Raw genomic sequence first — 18,103 nt, 5'->3', positions numbered from 1 at the left:
CCCTGGCCGTGGGGCCACACCGGCGAGGGCCCCGGCCTGAGCTTGCGAAGGCTGGGAGCCGGTGGGGACTTGCGAGGCGAGGGTGGCGGTGGGGATCAGATGAAAGTCCGGCCGGTCAGCTTCTCGTAGGCTTCCACATAGCGGGCGCGCGTCTTCTCGACGACGTCGGCCGGCAGCGCGGGCGGCGGGGTGTCACTCGAGCGGTCCCAGCCCGATTCCGCAGAGGTCAGCCAGTCACGCACAAACTGCTTGTCGAACGACGGCTGCGCCTTCCCGGGCTCGTACGTGGAAGCGTCCCAGAACCGCGAGGAGTCCGGCGTCAGGACTTCGTCGCCCAAGGTGATGACCCCCGTGTTCACATCGATGCCGAACTCAACCTTCGTGTCGGCCAGGATGATGCCGCGGCCGCGGGCGATCTCTTCCGCGCGGGTGTAGATCTTCAACGTGAGTTCGCTCAGGCGTGCGGCGATATCGTCGCCCACCATCGCGACGACGTCGTCGTAAGTGATGTTCTCGTCGTGCTCGCCGACCTCAGCCTTGGCAGAAGGCGTAAAGATGGCATGATCAAGGCGCGAGCCGTCAACCAGGCCCTCGGGCAAGGGGATGTCGCAGACGGTGCCCGATTGGCGGTACTCGGCCAGGCCGGAGCCTGTGAGATACCCGCGGGCGATGCATTCCACGGGAAACATCTCCAGCCGTTTGCAGATCATCGCGCGGCCCTCAACTTCTGCGGGCACACCGTCGGCGGCCGTAGACGCGAGGACGTGGTGCTCCACGCCAAGCTGTTCGAACCACCACAAGCTCAGCTGCGTGAGGACCCGGCCCTTGTCCGGGATCTCGCTGCTCAAGACGTGGTCGTAGGCGCTGATGCGGTCGCTGGCCACTACCAGGACGCGGTCCTGGCTGGATTCGGCCCCGCTGAAATCGTCCGCGGGAACGTAGAGGTCACGGACTTTGCCCGAGTAGAAGTGCTTCCACCCCGGCAGGTCGAGGGTTTCGGTCTGCAGGCCGTTTGCGTTGCTTTCGGGCATGGTTCAGGCCTTCACATTCGGGATGGAACCGGTGGCCGGGGAGACCACGTGGATCTCGCCGCGGGCGGCCTTGCCGGCGATATCGGTACGGAACTGTCCGCCGTCGAGCTGGACCAGCTCCACGCCGTCGTAAGCCCGCTCGCGGGCCTCCACGAGGTCCGTCCCCAACGCCACAACGGCCAGCACTCGGCCGCCGGCGGAGACGATCCGGCCTTCTTCGTCCAGTTTGGTGCCGGCGTGGATGACGTGGACGCCTTCCAGCGCGTCCACCTTGTTCAGGCCGCGGATACGGTCCCCGGTGCGGGGGGTGTCCGGATAGTTTTCGGCGGCGACGACGACGGCGACGGCCGACTCCTTCGACCATCGCAGCTCTTCGGCCTGGTCCAGTTCGCCCTTGGCGGCTGCCAGCATGAGGGCACCGAGCGGGGTCTTGAGCCGGGCCAGGACGGCCTGCGTTTCGGGGTCGCCGAAACGGACGTTGAATTCGATGACGCGCGTGCCGCGGGAGGTCAGGGCCAGGCCGCAGTAGAGGACGCCGACGAACGGTGTGCCGCGGCTTGCCATTTCGTCCACGGTCGGCTGCGCCACGCGGTCGATGACTTCCTGGACCAGGCCTTCAGGTGCCCAGTCGAGCGGGGTGTAGGCGCCCATGCCGCCGGTGTTGGGGCCTTCGTCATTGTCGAAGATCCGTTTGAAGTCCTGCGCCGGGGACAGCGGCACCGTGGTGCGGCCGTCGCACAGCACGAACAGGGAGACCTCGGGTCCGTCCAGGAACTCCTCGATCACCACGGTTCCACCGGCGTCGAAACAGGCCTGGGCGTGGGCGAGTGCTTCCTCGCGGTCATTGGTGACCACGACGCCCTTGCCGGCGGCCAGTCCGTCATCCTTGACGACATGCGGAGCGCCGAACGTGTCCAGTGCGTCTGCAGCTTCTGCAGCGTTTGTTGCCACGCGGGCCATCGCGGTGGGGACGCCGGCCTCGGCCATGACTTCCTTGGCGAACGCTTTGGAGGCTTCGAGCTGTGCCGCCGCCTTGCTGGGGCCAAAGACCGGAATGCCGGTTTCGCGGACGGCGTCGGACACGCCCGCCGCGAGTGGTGCTTCAGGGCCGACCACAACCAGGTCAACTGCCAGCTTTGTCGCAAGCGCTGCGACGGCGCCGGGGTTGTTCCCGTCGATCGCGTACGTGGGGACCAGCTTGGCGATGCCGGCGTTTCCCGGAGCCGCATGGACCTCGGAAACGTTGGGATCCTTGAGCAAGGAGCGGACAATTGCGTGTTCGCGGCCGCCGGGGCCAATGACGAGTACCTTCACAGTCTTCAAGGGTACTTTGTGCGGGGGCAGGTCTCCTAAGCTATCTCCACCACTGGACATGCCCACCCCTACCGCGGGCACCAAGAGGGAGCATGTCCAACCCATCTCGGGGGCCTCCGGCTACGAACAACCTGCATGAAGAAGCTCAGGAACTGGCTCAGGGGACCCACCGCATTGGCTGCGGCGGCAGGGGTGGCCGCTGCCGCCGTCGTACTTTCCGTTGCGGAACTGATCGGCGCCTTCTTTACGGCCCGGGCTACCCCTGTCATTGCGCTGGGCTCTACGTTCATCGACTTCACGCCGCCGTGGATGAAGGACTTTGCCGTGACCACGTTCGGCACCAATGACAAGGCCGCGCTGTTCGTCGGCATGGGCCTGACCATCTTCGTGCTGGCTTGCGTGCTGGGGATCGTGGCCTTCCGCCATTGGGCGTTGGGCGTGTTGGGTGTGCTCGGCATGGGTGCGGTCATTGTGGCTGCCGTGGTGACCCGGGCCGGCGTGAAGCCCGTGGATGCCATACCGAGCCTGATGGGCACTGTGGCCGGGCTCGTTGCCCTCCGCTTCTTGGTGGCCCGGCTCTGGCGGCTGAAGTCCTTCCCGGACGCCCCGACCGACACCGCGGCCAAAGGCATCGAACGTCCCGCCACGACGCGCCGGACGTTCTTCGCCGCTACCGGTGTCACCGTTGCCGCAGCGGCCATCGCAGCCGGCGGCGGTCGGTTCCTGAGCGCCGCACGTAGCAATGTGGCCAAGGCGCGGGATTCTTTGAAACTCCCCGCTCCGGCCCGGGCGGCTGCTCCTGTCCCCGCGGGCGTCCAGTCCCCGACGCCCGGAGTCACCCCTTGGCTCACCCCGGCCAAGGACTTCTACAGGATCGACACTGCCTTGAGCGTGCCGGAGATCAATGCCCGGGATTGGGAGCTGCGGATCCACGGGCTGGTGGAACAAGAAGTCCGGCTCAACTTTCAGGACCTGCTCGACGCGCAACTGATCGAAACCCATGTGTCGCTCACCTGTGTATCCAACCCCGTAGGCGGAAACCTGGCCGGCAACGCCAAATGGCTGGGCATGCCCATCCGCGACGCACTCAAACAAGCCCGACCCAAACCCGGAGCAGACATGGTCCTTTCCACCTCGATCGACGGCTTCAGCGCTTCCACTCCCCTGGAAGTGCTCCAGGACGGCCGCGATGCCATCCTGGCTATCGGCATGAACGGCGAACCCCTCCCGCTGGAACACGGCTACCCCGTGCGCATGGTGGTTCCCGGTCTCTACGGCTTCGTCTCCGCGACCAAATGGGTGGTGGACCTGGAAGTCACCCGATTCGCGGACAGCAAAGCCTATTGGACCACCCGCGGCTGGTCCGAGCGGGGTCCCATCAAGACCATGGCCCGGCTTGAAGTACCCAAATCCTTCGCCAAAGTGCCTGCCGGCAGGGTCGCCTTGGGTGGTACGGCCTGGGCCCAGACCCGTGGCATCAAGAAGGTGGAGGTCCAGATAGACAACGGCCCATGGTCCGAAGCCACCCTTGCCGCGGAGGCATCTGTTGTCACGTGGCGGCAGTGGTCCTTCAATTGGGACGCTACTCCGGGACCCCACTACATCAAGGTCCGTGCCACGGACGGAACCGGCGAACTGCAGACTGAAAAACGGGCGGATCCTGTCCCTGACGGCGCCTCGGGATGGCAGTCCGTTATGGTGACCGTGGAGTAGCCCGGGAAGACGGTTCCTTCGCCCTAGACTTGCATCATGCCCTTGAGTTCGCATGAAACTTTCAGCGTTGAGTCCGCCGTCGAACTGGCAGTGATCGAACGCAGCGGCTTCATCGAATCGCGCCATATCGGTTCCGCGGTGGTTCTTTCCGGTGACGGTTCGGTGGTGACCCAGCTCGGCGACATCAGCACGCCCATTTACGCCCGCTCCGCGCTCAAGCCTTTCCAGGCCCTCGCGTCGATGCAGTCGGGGGTGCCGCTCCGCGGCGCCCAGGTGGCCTTGGCCTGCGCCAGCCATGTGGGCTCGCTGGATCACATGGACGTGGTGGAAGGCATGCTGAAAGCCGCCGGCGTCCGGGAAGAACAACTGCAATGCCCCTCGGCGTGGCCGCAGGACGAGGTCGCCCGCAATTGGCTGATCCGTTCGGAGCACGGCAAATCCAAGCTGGCCTTCAATTGTTCAGGCAAGCACGCTGCGTTCCTTTGGGCCTGTACCGAGAACGGTTGGGACACCCACAGTTACCTGGAACCCAACCATCCGCTCCAACAGCGCGTGCGGTCCGTGATCGAGGAATACAGCGACGAGAAGATCGCCCACTTGGGCATTGACGGCTGCGGTGCACCCGTTGCCGCGCTTTCATTGACCGGGCTGGCACGGGCCTATTCCCGCTTGGCCCGGGCCCCGCGGGACCAGAGCTCCAACGCCCGCGCGGCAACCATTGCCACGTCCATGCTGGACTACCCCTGGGCAGTGCAAGGCCGCGGCGAGGCGAACACGATCGTCATGGACGAACTCGACGTACTTGCCAAGGGCGGCGCGGAAGGTGTCCTGGTCTTGGCAACACCCGCTGGCGCCGCAGTTGCGGTCAAGATCCTGGACGGGAATCCCCGCGCGGCAACCTTGGTTGGACTCACGCTTCTCGCAGTTGCGGGCGCCGTGGATATTCCCGGTGTCTCGAGCGTGCTCGAAAAGGTTGTGGAGCCCGTCCTTGGCGGTGGCCACTCGGTCGGCAGGATCCGCCTGGGCAACGCCGTTTCCGCGCTGCTGGACTGATTGGAACTTGCGAACTATGGCAATTGCACGACGCCGGATCGACCTTGAGGAAGGCCGCGCGGCACTGGCCGCATGGCAGGCCGCCGTCGGGCAGGAAACAGGACCGGGGACGCCGCCGTCGCGCACTGTGCTGGCCACCGCGGTGCGTTACTCACTGGAGGAACTCACCGCCCGCGCCCCCGGCAACTCGGTGGAAGTCAGGGTGCCGCCGTTCGGCGTCACCCAGTGCGTGGAGGGCCCCCGGCACACGCGCGGCACCCCGCCGAATGTCATTGAGTGCGACGCCGCCACCTGGCTCGCGATGGTCACCGGCCGCTTGGCTTGGTCCGCAGCCGTCGACGCCGGCCGGGTAGCCGCGTCGGGTCTGCGCGCGGATTTGTCGGAGCTTCTGCCGCTGCTCTGAGCGTATAAATGGTTGATCGCCCCGCGGCGGTGCCGTGGGGCGATCAACTGGAATCGTGCGTGGTACCTAGTCCGGACTGACCGAAGGGCTCCGGTGTTGGCCCGGTTTGATCATTTCGAACTGCGGAATCGCGTCGGGATTCGGGCCGCCCCGGAATTTCGGCGAAGGCTCGTGTCCTTCGCTGAGGCGCTCGATTTCCTGTTCCTCGAAGACGTCTTCGGCTCCGAGCATGATGGCGGAATCCTCGTTGGTGATTTCACCGTTGAAGGCGCGGACCATGACCGAACGGTCGAATTGGCCTTCCCATTTCGCGACCACGAACGTGGCCACGCAGTTTCCGAGGAGGTTGACGACGACGCGCATGGAGTCCATGAGGCGGTCGGCACCCAGGAGCAGCGCGACGCCGGCAACCGGGAAGATACCCAGTGCGGCGGCCGTGGCCGAGAGAGCCAGGAACGACGAGCCCGGGACGCCCGCCATGCCTTTGGACGTCAGGAGCAGGACACCCAGCGCTGCCAATTGCTGGCCGAGGTCGAGGTGGTGGCCGAAGGCCTGGGCCAGGAACAACAGCGAGATCGAAAGGTAGATCGCGGCGCCGTCGAGGTTGAAGGAGTAGCCCGTGGGAACAACCAGGCCGGTGGTGGCCCGGGAGCAACCGGCGTTGGTCAGCTTGGTCATGATGCGCGGCATGACCGCCTCGGTGGATGCCGTGCCCAGCGCGAGGAGGAATTCCTCACGCGTGTACTTCAGGAACTGCCACAGGGGCACCCGGGCGAAGCTCCAGGCCACCAGGAACAGCAGGCCGATGAAGACGATGGCTGCCCCATAACAGGAGGCGATGAGGAGCGCATAGGTCCCGAGGGTGTCGAGTCCGTACTGGCCGATGATGAATGCCATGGCGCCGAAGGCACCGATGGGCGCCACTTTCATGATCCAGGACATGATCTTGAAGATCAGTTCCAGCACGGTTTCCATGAGGCTGATGACCGGGAGGCAACGCTCGCGGCCGATGACGACGATTGCCGCGCCGAAGAACACCGAGAAGAAGAGGACCTGGAGCAGGCTGTTGCTGGCGAAAGCGCCGATCACAGACGTAGGAATGATGTCCAGGAGGAAGGAAGCCGCATCCTTGGGCGGCGCAGTCCCGGTCTTTGCGTTGAGCGCATCCTGGGAGAGAGTGCTGGGATCGATGTGGAGTCCGGCTCCGGGCTGGACGAGGTTTCCCACGATCAGGCCGAAGACCAGGGCAAAAAGCGTGGCGCCGGTGAAGTACAGGAGTGCCTTGACCCCGACCCTTCCGACCGCCTTGACGTCGCCCACTGCCGAGATACCCGTGACGATCACGAGGAAGATCAGCGGAGCGATGATCATCTTGATGAGTTGAATGAAACCATCGCCCAGTGGCCGAAGGGCGGACCCGATGTTCGGCCAGAAATGGCCGATGAGTACACCTGCGACGACGGCGATCAGAATTTGGAAGAAGAGCGACTTGTACAGTGGCTTCTTCTTCCGCGGAGCCGAACTCGCCTTCAGCGCCGCAGAGTCTGGGATCTTCATTGATCTGAACCAATCAGTTTGGGAACAGCCCCTGATTTGGGGGGTTGTTTTCAAATGTAATCCCGATCACTTCATTCCACAAGGGGAAATTCAAATTTCACAATGTGGAATCTGCCGACTCAGCGCTGCACCTCCTCAACCTCCTTGTCCGCGAAGATCCGGAACCCGCGCGCTGAGTCGAAACCGTGGATTTCACGCGTATCCAAGGCAGCCATGAACTCAAGCGTCTGGCTGGTGATGACTTGGCCCGGGACAAGGATGGGGAAGCCCGGAGGGTAGGGCGTGACAAACCCGGCCGAGACAACCTCCTCCCCTTCCGCGATCCTGGCCTTGAGCTCGTCGGCCGACTGGTAGGTGGTTGATCCATCCTTGTAGCTCTCGAAATACGCGGCCCGGATGTCCCCATCGGGACTGAGCGGATCGCCCCGGTAGCGGTCCGCGAACCTGCTGAAGTCCGGCAAGGGCGGAGTGGCTCCCGTAAGGCCCGCGGGGAGACCGGCGTCTGCCGTTTTCCTCGCCGGCCGTTCCTCCTCGAAAGACTCGGCCAGTTTGACCAGGACTTCGATCAGGTAGGCGACGGCGCTGCGGGACGTGCCGATGTTGGTCATGAAGAGCACGGTGTTGCGTGAAGTCTTGTTGACTTGGATGCCGTGCTTGTCGGCAAGGTACCGGTGCCGGAAAGTGTCGCCGTCGATCCCTGTCCGGCTGATGTCCAGCGTGAGGCGGCTGGGGTCGACGACGAACTCGTCGTGCAGCCAGGCGTCCGCGAGGGCAGCCAATCCATCACGAAGAGGCATGGCACTGCCGGTTTCACGATAGGACGGCGCGATGAGGTCCCTCGACGTAAGGACCCGGAAGTATTTCTTCAGCAGTGGGTGGCGCGCCACTGCCTGGGCAACGATGGTTGCCAGATCCGCTTGTTTTTGAACGAGGCCGAAACCCTCAAGCTCCACCTGGCGGCGGCCGATGTCGAGGGAAGCGAGGATCTGGTAATTGGGCGATGTGGAGGTATGGGTCATATATGCTTCGCGAAATGACTCTTGGTTATGCTCGCTGAAGTCTTGGTCGAAGACGTGGATCATGGATCCCTGGCGTAGCGAGGTGAGGGTCTTGTGGGTGGACTGCGTGGCGTAGACGCGCAGCCGCGCTTTCGCTGGATCCGGGACAAGCCGGGTCTTCAGCCAGAGTTCATCATCCGCGGGCGCGCCCGTCGCCGCGTCGTGGAGGGATGCCGCTTGTTCGGCGTGCCTGGCGGCATAGCCGGGATCACAGAAAGAGGCCTCAAGCTTCCTCGCCGCCGCCATGGCCGTCCTGCGCCGGAAGACGGGGTGGGACCGGGCGAAGGCGAACCAAGCTTCGTCCCAAAGGAAGACGAGGTCCGGTTTGATGGCCAGGCATTCTTCCATGACGCGTTCTACGTCATAGACGATGCCGTCGAAGGTGCAGTTGGTCAGCGTGATCATCTTGACTTCGTCCAGGCGCCCGGCACGTCTGTAGGCCAGTAATCGGGCCTTGATGGTGGCCAGGGGTACCGCACCGTAGAACGCGAACTTGTCCAACGGATAGGCGTCCAAGTAGGAAACCTGGGCTCCGGCGAGGACGAAAGCGTAGTGATGTGATTTGTGGCAGTTGCGGTCGACGAGGACCACATCCCCTGGCGCAAGGATGGACTGATGAACGATCTTGTTGGCGGTGGATGTTCCGTTGGTGACGAAGAAGGTCTTCTGGGAACCGAAAGCCCGCGCCGCCAAGTCTTGGGCTTCCTTGATCGATCCGTGCGGATCCAACAGCGAATCGAGGCCTCCCGACGTCGCGGACGTCTCGGCCAAGAGAAGGTTCATACCGTAGAAGTCGGCCATGTCGCGGATCCAGGGCGAATTGCCCACCGAACCGCCCCGAGAGATCGGCAAGGCATGGAAGACGCTGGCCGGCCGCCGGCTGTATTCCTGCAGCGCGGTGAAAAACGGGGTCCTGTACCGCTCGGCGACGCCCGACAACAGCGATAGGTGCAGGTCGAGATTGTCTTGCCTGCGGAAAATCCTCCGGAACCGCTTGGTCAATGAACCCGCGAGGCTCTCCATGGCGACACCGGCTACGAGGTACACATCCAGTTCGGGGCGCAACTCGGAGATCTGCTCGGCCAGGCTAAGGAACCTGCCCAGCGGTGGCATTCCGGTGAGATCGGGGCTCACCAGGCAGTCGAGGTATTTCCTCAGGTCGCGGCCAAGCGGCTGGCTGCTGCCGATGGTGAATCCCGGGCGGAGAATGCATGCCTGGATGGCGGGATTCAGCACCAAGGCAACCAGCGCGTCCTCGTAGCTGGGAACCACGATGAGTTCATAGGTGAAGGCATCGGACGGCCTCCGCTGGGCCAGCATTTCCGCTTTCAGCGTTTCAGCTTCTTGTTCGGTGATGTCGTCGACAAACAGGACCTCGAACCGGGGACGTTCCCTCGCTTGCCGTGGCTCCCGGGAGCCTTCGTCCTGAACACCCGAAAGGGGGCGCTCCGCCCCGGACTGCCCCGGTTCCGAGCCAACTCGGCCGGGATTGACTCGGTCCGGACTGGCGGACGCCATCAGGTGCGACATTCCGCGGATCGTCTCCGATCCGGCGTCGTAATCGCCCGAATCCACGCAGTCGAGGAGCGTTGCCAACGCGGCGAGCCCCGGAGCCGCCCAATACAGTTCCATGGCCTGAAGCAGGCGTAGCGCCTGGACGGCTTGGTCCTGCAGGCCGGAGCGTGACTGCGTTCCCGGTCCGCCCTTTGCCAGCTGCTTGAACGCGTACCCGAGAAACTCCCACGCGTCAGCACGCGAACGCCACGCGCTGCTCGGCGTCCGGATGTCCTGCCTGGGACGTTGCTTGTTCAGCTGGCTTCGCTTGCTCGGAGTGGTTTCCGTGGTCAGGGTGCCGATGTTGGTTCGGAGCGTGATGCCGGGCAAGGTAATTCCGCTTTCCATCAATTCGTTGTGCATCAGGAGCGTTGGCCGCCCTGGGAGAAGGAGCCGGCGACGACGGGCAGGTCGCCGGTGTGGCCGCGCCGGGCCTCGGCTGCCGCCAGGATGCGTTTGCGGCAAGCAAACCAGCCGGCAATGAGGAGGGGTATCAGGAGCAGAAGGGAAGCGAGGACCCAGCGCCCCGTCTCCGAGAAGCCCATCGTGACGAGAACGAAGGCGAGGAAGGCGAGCGTGAGGTATGAGGTGAAGGGGGCTCCGAAGAGCCGGAATGCCGGACGCACGGCTTTGCCGAGCCTGACCCAGATTTGAAGCTTGATGTGGCACAGGATGATGGTTGCCCAGCCGCCGATGATCCCGATCGCAGACACCTCGAGAACGATCTCGAACACTTGGGACGGCACCAGGGCATTCAGGCCGACGCCAAGCAGCGTGATCACCGCTGTCAGCAGGATGCCACCGTACGGCACCCCCGATTTGCTCATCCTCGCAGTGAATTGTGGCGCGGAGCCATTGACCGCCATGGACCTCAAGATCCGCCCCGTGGAATAAAGGCCAGCATTGAGACTCGACAGGGCCGCTGTCAGGACAACGAAGTTCATCACCGATGCCGAAACAGCCGCGGCATGGGGATCGCCAAGATGGGAGAAGAAGGTGACGAAGGGCGATTCGCCGGATTTGTACGCCGTGAACGGCAAGAGCAGCGAGAGCAGCAGCACGGAACCGACATAGAAGAGCGCGATCCGGAAGACGACCGTGTTGACGGCCTTGGGCATCACCTTTTCCGGGTTGGCGGTTTCGCCCGCAGCCGTTCCAACAAGTTCAATCGCGGCATACGCGAACACGACGCCGCTGATCGCCAGCAAGGGCGCTACGGCGCCGGTCGGGAAAGCTCCGCCGTGGTCCAGGATCACGCCCAGCCCTGGAACGCCGATGTCGGTCTTCCCACCAAAGACGATGAAGCAGACCCCGACGACGAGGAAGGCAACCAGTGCAGTCACCTTGATCAGGGCGAACCAGAATTCCATCTCGCCGAAGATCTTCACGGAGACGAGGTTCAGGGCCAGGACAATGACGAGGGCGCAAAGTGCGATAAGCCATTGTGGGATTGTCTGCAGCGGCTCCCAGAATTGTCCCCAGAATTTGACGTAAAGCGCTACGGCCGTGACATCGACAATCGACGTCATGGCCCAGTTGAGGAAGTACAACCAGCCGGCCGCGTAGGCCATCTTCTCGCCGTAGAACTCCCTCGCATAGGACACGAACGAACCCGAGGACGGCCTGTGGAGAACCAGTTCGCCGAGGGCGCGCAGAATCAGGAATGCAAAGAACCCGCAAAGGGCGTAGACGAAGATCAAGGCCGGGCCGGAACCGTTCAACCGGCCACCCGCCCCCATGAAGAGGCCCGTTCCAATCGCTCCCCCGATGGCTATCATTTGGATCTGCCGGGGTTTGAGCGTCTTGTGGTAGCCGGCTTCCTCGCTTGAAAAGTCCTGCGCCGAGGTTGAACGGTCACCAAGAAGCTCCCGGTTGTTTTCGAGCGAATCAGCGGGATCAAGCCCGGCAATCCGATCCCGGGCGATCGGGCTCGGCGAAGGCGAGTTCAGTGTGGGTTTCATTCCAGGGGTCTCCTTTGACTCCGGTTCCGCGGGTGCGGCTGCATGCTCCAGAACTTGTCCCCGGCTTGAGTGTTGGATCACAGCTGCACTGCTGGATCGTCAGCGGAGGGACGGAAAACAACTCTAGGTTCCGGGGGAAGCGAAGGAACTGTCTGGCCAGCTAAATTCGCCCGATCCCCGTTGTGCTCGAATGACAACCCGTTCCGGCAGAGTGCGAGTAATGTTCATGGCTGTGGGCGCGGCTAAGCCGCTTAGAGGAAGTGAATACGGGTGGCACCCCTTGAATCTGCCGAGCATGTCATTGGCGCCATGCTCAGCGACATACTTGAAGACATCGGCGTCGACAACGGGCAGCTGCTGGTTCCTCCCGGAACGGACAATGGCACGGTTCGTGAAGCCGTGATCGTAGACGCCGAGGACGAGACGCCGGTCCAACGCGGGAGCTTGGTCCTGCTGATCGGAGTCCGGGGTCGCGCGGTTTTGCCGAGCATCCGGAAGCTGATTCCGGGCTACCCCGCCGCCGTCGCGGTGAAAGGGAACGAGGAGGAACTGGACGCCGTCCGGGAAATGCTGCTTCCCACCGGAATCGGGCTGATCGCTGTGTCTCCGGCAATGAGCTGGGGCACGCTGGAGAGCATCGCCAAGGACCGCATCCAGGAGCCGGCACTTTCCACCGACGCGTCCACGATCATCCACCGGGATCTTTTTGCTATCGCCCAGACCACTGCGACCCTGACCAACGGCCACGTGGTCATTGAGGATCCGGCAAACCGCGTCCTGGCCTATTCACCGGCCTCCAACGACGTCGATGAACTACGCAGGCTCTCCATCCTGGCCCGGCGTGGACCCGAGCGGTACCAAAAACTGTTGAAGGAGTCCGGAGTCTACAAGCACCTGCAAGTGGCCGAAGCTCCCATCCACATGGAAGCCAACCCGACGGAAGGCCTACGGGAACGGGTGGCCATCGGTATCCACGCAGGCAACAGGATCCTGGGGTACATCTGGCTTCAGGAAGGGAAGGAACCCCTCGCTCCAAACACGGACAAGCTCATGGTTGGAGCTGCCCGGCACGCGGCGATAGAACTGGTCCGGCACCGCAACGAACAGTCCCAGGCACTACGGCGCGACAGGATCTCCAGCCTGCTCAGCGGCACTCCACAGATCCACTCCCAGGCACAGTCCGCGGGCATCGATCCATCCAAGCCGGCGGCCCTCGTCCTGATTTCCGCCAAAGGCGATGACGAATCCGCGGCGGGCCTGCAACTTCGGCGCGGCGAGCTGGCGAATGTGGCATCGATCCATGCGGCGGCCTACCGGCCGGGTGCGGTGGTGGGAGCCATCGGCTTGGAAATAGCCATGATTCTTCCCGATCTTGACCCCGTGAAGTCCCCGCCGGCCATCAACCGCCTCATCAACGTCATTGTCCGGGACGCAAGGGTCCACTTGCACTGCCAGGTGCAGGCCGCCGTCGGACCCGTCGTCGAACGCTTGGACGCGCTTCACGGCACCCTTGAGCACGTGCGCAGTGTGCTGAAGGTCCTGGAAAGCACACCCTCAATCCATGTGGCGTCCTACGCCGACGTGGAAACAACCGTTTTGACGAAGGAATTGCTGGAACTTCTGGCGTCGAGGACCGACCTTCGGCACGGAGGCATCAGCGTGCTGTGCAAGCGATACCCCGAGTTCGCCACAACTCTGCTGACGTATCTTGAGTTCTTCGGCGACGTGAACCGGTGCGCGGAGGAACTGGCCGTCCACCGGAATACCGTGCATTACCGGCTGAGGCGTGCGTGCGAAGTGGCGGGCATCGACCTCCACTCCGCAGAGCAACGGCTGCTCGCGCATCTTCAGCTCAGGCTGTGGACCCACCCCGAAGGACGGCGCTAAGACCATGGACATCCAAAATCTCCTTGACGACATTGTCGGCACGGTTCAGCCCTTGCTCGGCCAAGGAGCCCCTGCAGACTACATCCCGAGCCTGGCCGCGGTGGATACCAAGCAATTCGGCATTTCCGTGGCAACCTCCAGCGGCGACGTGTTCTCCTCGGGAGACGCCGACGTCCCCTTCTCGATCCAAAGCATCTCGAAGGTGTACGCCCTCGCACTGGTGCTGGCCGGGGATGGCGACCGCATCTGGAAGCGCGTATTCCGGGAGCCTTCCGGCAATCCGTTCAATTCCCTGGTGCAGCTGGAACATGAGGATGGAATTCCCCGGAATCCGTTCATCAATGCCGGCGCCCTTGTTGTCACGGATAGGCTCCTCACCATCGCGGGCAGCTCGAAATCTCCTGTCCGGGAATTGCTCCGTCAAGAAAGCGGCAACAACTCCGTCGATACGGACCCCGAAGTGGCAGCTTCAGAGGCAGCGAACAGCCACCGCAATGCCTCGCTGGCACACTTCCTGGCCAGCTACGGGAACCTCGAAAACCCCGTGGAATCAGTCCTCGAGGCCTACATCAACCAGTGTGCCCTGGAAATGAGCTGCACCGACTTGGCCCTTGCGAGCAGGTTCCTGGCCAACAACGGCTTGCGCGGGAACGGCACGCCGCTGCTGTCCCCGTCCCAGACCAAGAGAATCAACGCCGTGATGCTCACGTGCGGCACGTACGACGCCGCCGGCGAATTCGCCTACCGCGTGGGGCTCCCTGGGAAGAGCGGGGTAGGCGGCGGCATTGTGGCCGTGGTGCCCAACAAATGCACCATCTGCGTCTGGAGCCCCGGCCTGGGACGATCCGGGAATTCACTGGCGGGCGTTGCCGCCCTCGACGAGTTCACCACCCGCACGGGCTGGTCGATTTTCTAGCCTAGGTAGGGTTCCAGCCGCAGCCAGCTAGCCGCGGCCCACGAACGGCATCCCCGCTGCGGTCACCACCACGGAACCAACATTGGCAGACGCCGGCATGTTGGCCATCATGAGCACCGCGCGGGCGGCATCCTCCACAGGAAACATCGGCTCCACGCGCCTACTGCCATCGGCTTGGAGTGCCCCCGAGCCTACGCCGATGGTGTCCATGATCTCGGTGCGGGTGTTGCCGATGTCGATCTGCCCGCACGTAATGCCATACGGACGGCCGTCCAGCTCGATGCTCTTGGTCAGGCCGCTCATGGCGTGCTTGCTCACGGTGTACGCGACCGACAATGGCCTCGGCGAATGGGCGGAGATGGAGCCGTTGTTGATGATGCGTCCGCCTTGCGGCTCCTGCGCCTTCATCGTCCGGACGGCCTCTGCCGCGCACAACATGGAGCCGGTGACATTCACGGCCAGGGTGGCATTCCAATCGGCCACGCTGATCTCGTCCACACCGCCGGAAGGACCGAAGACGCCGGCGTTATTGAACAGGACATCCACCCTCCCCCAGCGCTGGCGGGCCGCTTCAAAAAGGCGCGCGACGTCGTCGGGCACTGTTACATCGCACGGCACCACGAGCGCCTCGCGATGGCCGTCAGCAGTCTCGAGAAGCTGCGCTTCCCGCCGACCGGCGAGGGCAACGCGGTAGCCCTCCGTCAACAGAAGCCGGGCGACTGCCCGCCCGATCCCGGAGCCGGCTCCGGTGACGACGGCGACCCGGGACCGGGCGGGGGTGGTTTCGCTCACGCGGTTCTCCTGTTTGTTGAGCTAGTGCGCGGCGGGAGCATCCGCCGTCGTCGTGTCCGTTGTGGTCAGGGGCCAGCCTATGACGGTCTTTGGGCGCGGTGTGGCGTAAGTCCGGACCTTGGACGTGGACAGTCCCAGACGGACAAGCGATTCGGCGATGGTCACCGCCGCGGCCACTCCGTCCACCACAGGAACTCCGCAGCGTTGGCGGATCTGTTCGTCGAGGCCTGCCATGCCGCCGCAACCGAGGACGATGACTTCGGCTTTGTCGTCACGCACGGCACGCTCGGCCTGTTCCACGATGGCTTCGACCGCCCGGTCCGGGTATTCTTCCAGCTCCAGGACGGCCATACCGCTCGCACGGACCGATGCACAGCGCTCGTCGAGCCCGGCAAGCTTGAGGCGGTCCTCGATGAGCGGGACCGCGCGGTCCAACGTGGTGACCACGGAGTATTTGTGCCCGAGGAACATTGCGGTGCTGGCTGCGGCCTCGGTGATGTCGACCACCGGAACGTCGAGGAGCTCCTGGAGTCCCTCCCGGCCGTGCTCGCCATAGCCGGCCTGGATGACGGCGTCGAACGGTTCGGGATAGTTGACCACGCGGTCCATCACGGCGATGGCGGCGAGGTAGCTTTCAAAGTTTCCTTCGCAGGAATCGGCGCCGAACCGCGGGGTGATGCCGATGATCTCGGTGCCGGGAGCCGCGACGCTTCGCGCCTGGGCTGCGATGGAGTCGGTCATGGATTGGGTGGTGTTGACGTTTGCGACGAGGATGCGCATGTTTTTTCCTTCCGGCCGGTTAGCCCAACTAACTCGCAGTTGTTGTCGTTTTGACGGGCGAAAACGACAACAACTGCGAGTGAGTTGAATATTAGTGGTTGCTGACGACGGCGATCGGCTCGCCGGAGACGTCGGTGTGCTGCTGCTTCTTGTCCGCGAACACGTAGTAGCACAACGCGCCGATGCCTGCGCCGAAGAACCAGGCGAACGGTGCCACGGCCTCCAGTGCGGGAACGAAGGCAATGAGGACGGCGACGACGGCGGCCGGAACCATTGCGGCGATCGCCCGGGGGTTGACGCCGCGCTTGTAGAAGTAGGTGCCCGAAGGATGGTCCGTGTAGAGGTCGAGGACGTTGACCTTGCCGCGGCGCAGGAGCCAGTAGTCGGCCATGACGACGCCGAACAGCGGGCCGAGCAGCGCGCCGAGTCCACCCAGGAAGTACACGATCACCAAGGGGTTGTTGTAGAGGTTCCACGGCAGGATGACCAGGCCGATGGTACCGCTGACCCAGGCTGCCTTGCGGAAGTTCAGGTGCTTGGGGAAGAGGTTGGTCAGGGCGTAAACGGGTGCCACGAAGTTCGCCATGAGGTTCACTGCGATGGTCAGGATCAGCAAGGCAAGGCAAGCGAGGACAAGGAAGAGCGTGTTGGGGATGCTCTGCACGATGTCCGAGGGGCTCTCAATGATCTTGCCGTTGATCTTGTACTGGCCACCGGCCATGATGACCACGATTGCGCCGAACAGGAGCATGTTGATGGGGATGCCCCAGAAGTTGCCGCGGACAATCGACTTCTTGGACACCGAGGAACGGGTGAAGTCGCAGAAGTTCAAGACGAAAGTGCCGTAGATGGAGACCCAGAGCGCGCCGCCGGCAAAGATCGTGCGCCACATCTCGCCGCCTTCGAGGCCCTTGATGCCGGACCATTGGATGGCGCCCCCGGCCTCCACGAAGACCCAGATGGCAATGGCCAGCATGGTGGCGAGAATGATGGGACCTGCGAAGGCCTCGTACTTGCGGATCATTTCCATGCCGAAGCTGACAATGACCAACTGGACAATCCAGAGCGAAACGAAGGCAATCCAGCCGAGGGTGGACAGGCCCAGGATCGAGTTGGCATCCATGTCCTTGAGCCCGGGGAACATGGCGACAAGCATGACGCGGAGCACCACGGAGGCAAGGTATGTCTGGATTCCGAACCAGGCAATGGCCACCGCGCCACGGACCAGGCTGGCCAGCTGGGCGCCCCGGATGCCGAAGCTGATCCGGCTCATCACCGGGAAGGGAACGCCGGTCTTCTGGCCCATGAACCCGGAGAACGTCAAGAGGGTGAACAGCAAGACCGCACCGATGCCAAGGGCCACGAGGATTTGCCACCCGCCCAGGCCAAGGGAAAAGAGGCCGATCGCGAAAGCGTAGTTGCCAAGGCTGTGGACGTCGTTGGCCCAGAGGGTGAAGATGCTGTAGCTGGTCCAGCGCCTGCCCTCCTTCTTGGTGGGGGCGAGGTCGAGGTTATAGAGGCTGGGGCTGATGTCGCGGCCTGCTGCGACGGACGCTACATCGCACAGGGTTTCATTTCCTACTGACGGATGGACCGAACTGCCTGGCAGTATGGCCTGCTCCGGAGCCGTTGTGACGCCGACTGGGGGAGTCGATTGCATCGTGGATCTCCACTTCTTTGTGGTGCTGCAACTAGGCTTCCGAGACGCTGTGAGAGGAGTTGAAACTTTTCGCATCGTGGAATCTAGTTATTGAATAGTGAAATGACTGTATGAGCTAGGTCACCTTTGGTCAAGGGCCCGCCTCCCGACGGCGGTCACAAACGGCGGCGTGGGGCCGCGAGGCCTTGTGGGCAGTAGTCTCCGCGGGACGAGATTGACGCTTGGCGAACGCATGGCTAATCTCGAATTACAGAATTTTATTCTCACAATACGAAATTTCTACGCACGTTTCAGCGCGCACCACAGTGCAAGCGCCCAGACATTCAATGAAGAGAGGTTGGACGTGGCTGCAGGAGAAGAGACCTCACACATCCTTAGCGGGTTGACTTCCCAGCTGCCTGATCGTGATCCGGAAGAGACTGCC

The 18,103-nt window shown here is 63.3% G+C and carries 14 protein-coding genes; 6 read left to right on the top strand and 8 right to left on the bottom strand.

Going from position 1 to position 18,103, the window contains the following annotated elements:
* Positions 1–95: 95 nt before the first annotated feature.
* Both ACFVTG_RS24460 and purD read right to left on the bottom strand, forming a co-directional pair.
* Positions 96–1,031 (bottom strand): phosphoribosylaminoimidazolesuccinocarboxamide synthase, encoded by a 936-nt coding sequence (locus ACFVTG_RS24460; protein ID WP_390283563.1) that lies wholly within the window; start codon positions 1,029–1,031, stop codon positions 96–98.
* 3 nt (positions 1,032–1,034) lie between these two features.
* A complete protein-coding gene (gene purD, locus ACFVTG_RS24455) occupies positions 1,035–2,345 on the bottom strand; it encodes a phosphoribosylamine--glycine ligase (protein ID WP_284754179.1) in 1,311 nt (436 codons plus the stop codon).
* A gap of 135 nt (positions 2,346–2,480) precedes the next feature.
* On the opposite strand from purD, the gene ACFVTG_RS24450 reads away from it, so the two are divergent.
* Genes ACFVTG_RS24450 through ACFVTG_RS24440 form a run of 3 tightly spaced genes read left to right on the top strand, consistent with a single transcriptional unit; the run spans position 2,481 to position 5,514 of the window.
* On the top strand, positions 2,481–4,058 hold the full coding sequence (locus ACFVTG_RS24450; RefSeq protein ID WP_390283560.1) for a molybdopterin-dependent oxidoreductase: 1,578 nt from the start codon (positions 2,481–2,483) through the stop codon (positions 4,056–4,058).
* A 36-nt stretch (positions 4,059–4,094) separates the two neighbouring features.
* Positions 4,095–5,111: an asparaginase gene (locus ACFVTG_RS24445; RefSeq protein WP_390283557.1), complete on the top strand. Its 1,017-nt coding sequence runs from the start codon at positions 4,095–4,097 to the stop codon at positions 5,109–5,111.
* A gap of 16 nt (positions 5,112–5,127) precedes the next feature.
* The gene (locus ACFVTG_RS24440; protein WP_284754162.1) at positions 5,128–5,514 is read left to right on the top strand and encodes a sterol carrier family protein; all 387 of its coding nucleotides are present in this window, start codon (positions 5,128–5,130) and stop codon (positions 5,512–5,514) included.
* A gap of 66 nt (positions 5,515–5,580) precedes the next feature.
* Here ACFVTG_RS24440 and ACFVTG_RS24435 read toward each other — a convergent pair whose 3' ends face one another.
* The 3 genes from ACFVTG_RS24435 to ACFVTG_RS24425 all read right to left on the bottom strand — a co-directional run bounded on the left by ACFVTG_RS24435 (position 5,581) and on the right by ACFVTG_RS24425 (position 11,644).
* On the bottom strand, positions 5,581–7,071 hold the full coding sequence (locus ACFVTG_RS24435; protein ID WP_284754164.1) for a cation:dicarboxylate symporter family transporter: 1,491 nt from the start codon (positions 7,069–7,071) through the stop codon (positions 5,581–5,583).
* A gap of 119 nt (positions 7,072–7,190) precedes the next feature.
* Complete coding sequence (locus ACFVTG_RS24430) at positions 7,191–10,031, bottom strand: aminotransferase class I/II-fold pyridoxal phosphate-dependent enzyme (protein WP_390283552.1); 2,841 nt, start codon at positions 10,029–10,031, stop codon at positions 7,191–7,193.
* 14 nt (positions 10,032–10,045) lie between these two features.
* On the bottom strand, positions 10,046–11,644 hold the full coding sequence (locus tag ACFVTG_RS24425; RefSeq protein ID WP_284754166.1) for an amino acid permease: 1,599 nt from the start codon (positions 11,642–11,644) through the stop codon (positions 10,046–10,048).
* Between the two features lie 270 nt (positions 11,645–11,914).
* Between ACFVTG_RS24425 and ACFVTG_RS24420 the strand changes: the two genes are divergently transcribed.
* Together ACFVTG_RS24420 and ACFVTG_RS24415 are read left to right on the top strand one after the other, a co-directional pair.
* The gene (locus ACFVTG_RS24420; RefSeq protein ID WP_390283549.1) at positions 11,915–13,531 is read left to right on the top strand and encodes a PucR family transcriptional regulator; all 1,617 of its coding nucleotides are present in this window, start codon (positions 11,915–11,917) and stop codon (positions 13,529–13,531) included.
* A gap of 4 nt (positions 13,532–13,535) precedes the next feature.
* Positions 13,536–14,447, top strand: coding sequence for a glutaminase (locus tag ACFVTG_RS24415; RefSeq protein WP_390283546.1), 912 nt, complete (start codon positions 13,536–13,538; stop codon positions 14,445–14,447).
* Between the two features lie 27 nt (positions 14,448–14,474).
* On the opposite strand, the gene ACFVTG_RS24410 is transcribed toward ACFVTG_RS24415, so the two are convergent.
* From ACFVTG_RS24410 to ACFVTG_RS24400, 3 genes are all read right to left on the bottom strand, one after another.
* Positions 14,475–15,239 carry an SDR family oxidoreductase gene (locus ACFVTG_RS24410; RefSeq protein ID WP_390283543.1) on the bottom strand — a complete coding sequence of 255 codons (765 nt, stop codon included), beginning with the start codon at positions 15,237–15,239 and terminating at the stop codon, positions 14,475–14,477.
* 21 nt (positions 15,240–15,260) lie between these two features.
* Positions 15,261–16,019, bottom strand: a complete 759-nt coding sequence (locus ACFVTG_RS24405) for an aspartate/glutamate racemase family protein (RefSeq protein ID WP_284754172.1) — start codon at positions 16,017–16,019, stop codon at positions 15,261–15,263.
* 91 nt (positions 16,020–16,110) lie between these two features.
* Positions 16,111–17,679: an NCS1 family nucleobase:cation symporter-1 gene (locus ACFVTG_RS24400; protein WP_390283540.1), complete on the bottom strand. Its 1,569-nt coding sequence runs from the start codon at positions 17,677–17,679 to the stop codon at positions 16,111–16,113.
* A gap of 232 nt (positions 17,680–17,911) precedes the next feature.
* Here ACFVTG_RS24400 and ACFVTG_RS24395 point away from each other — a divergent pair.
* The coding region (locus ACFVTG_RS24395; protein WP_306873447.1) for a hypothetical protein at positions 17,912–18,103 on the top strand (192 nt) is incomplete at its 3' end.

This window comes from Arthrobacter sp. NPDC058127 (genome assembly GCF_042884555.1).
GTDB lineage: Bacteria > Actinomycetota > Actinomycetes > Actinomycetales > Micrococcaceae > Arthrobacter.
The sequence above is the reverse complement of the archived record's forward strand: the minus strand, read 5'-3'. Positions and strand labels throughout refer to the sequence as shown.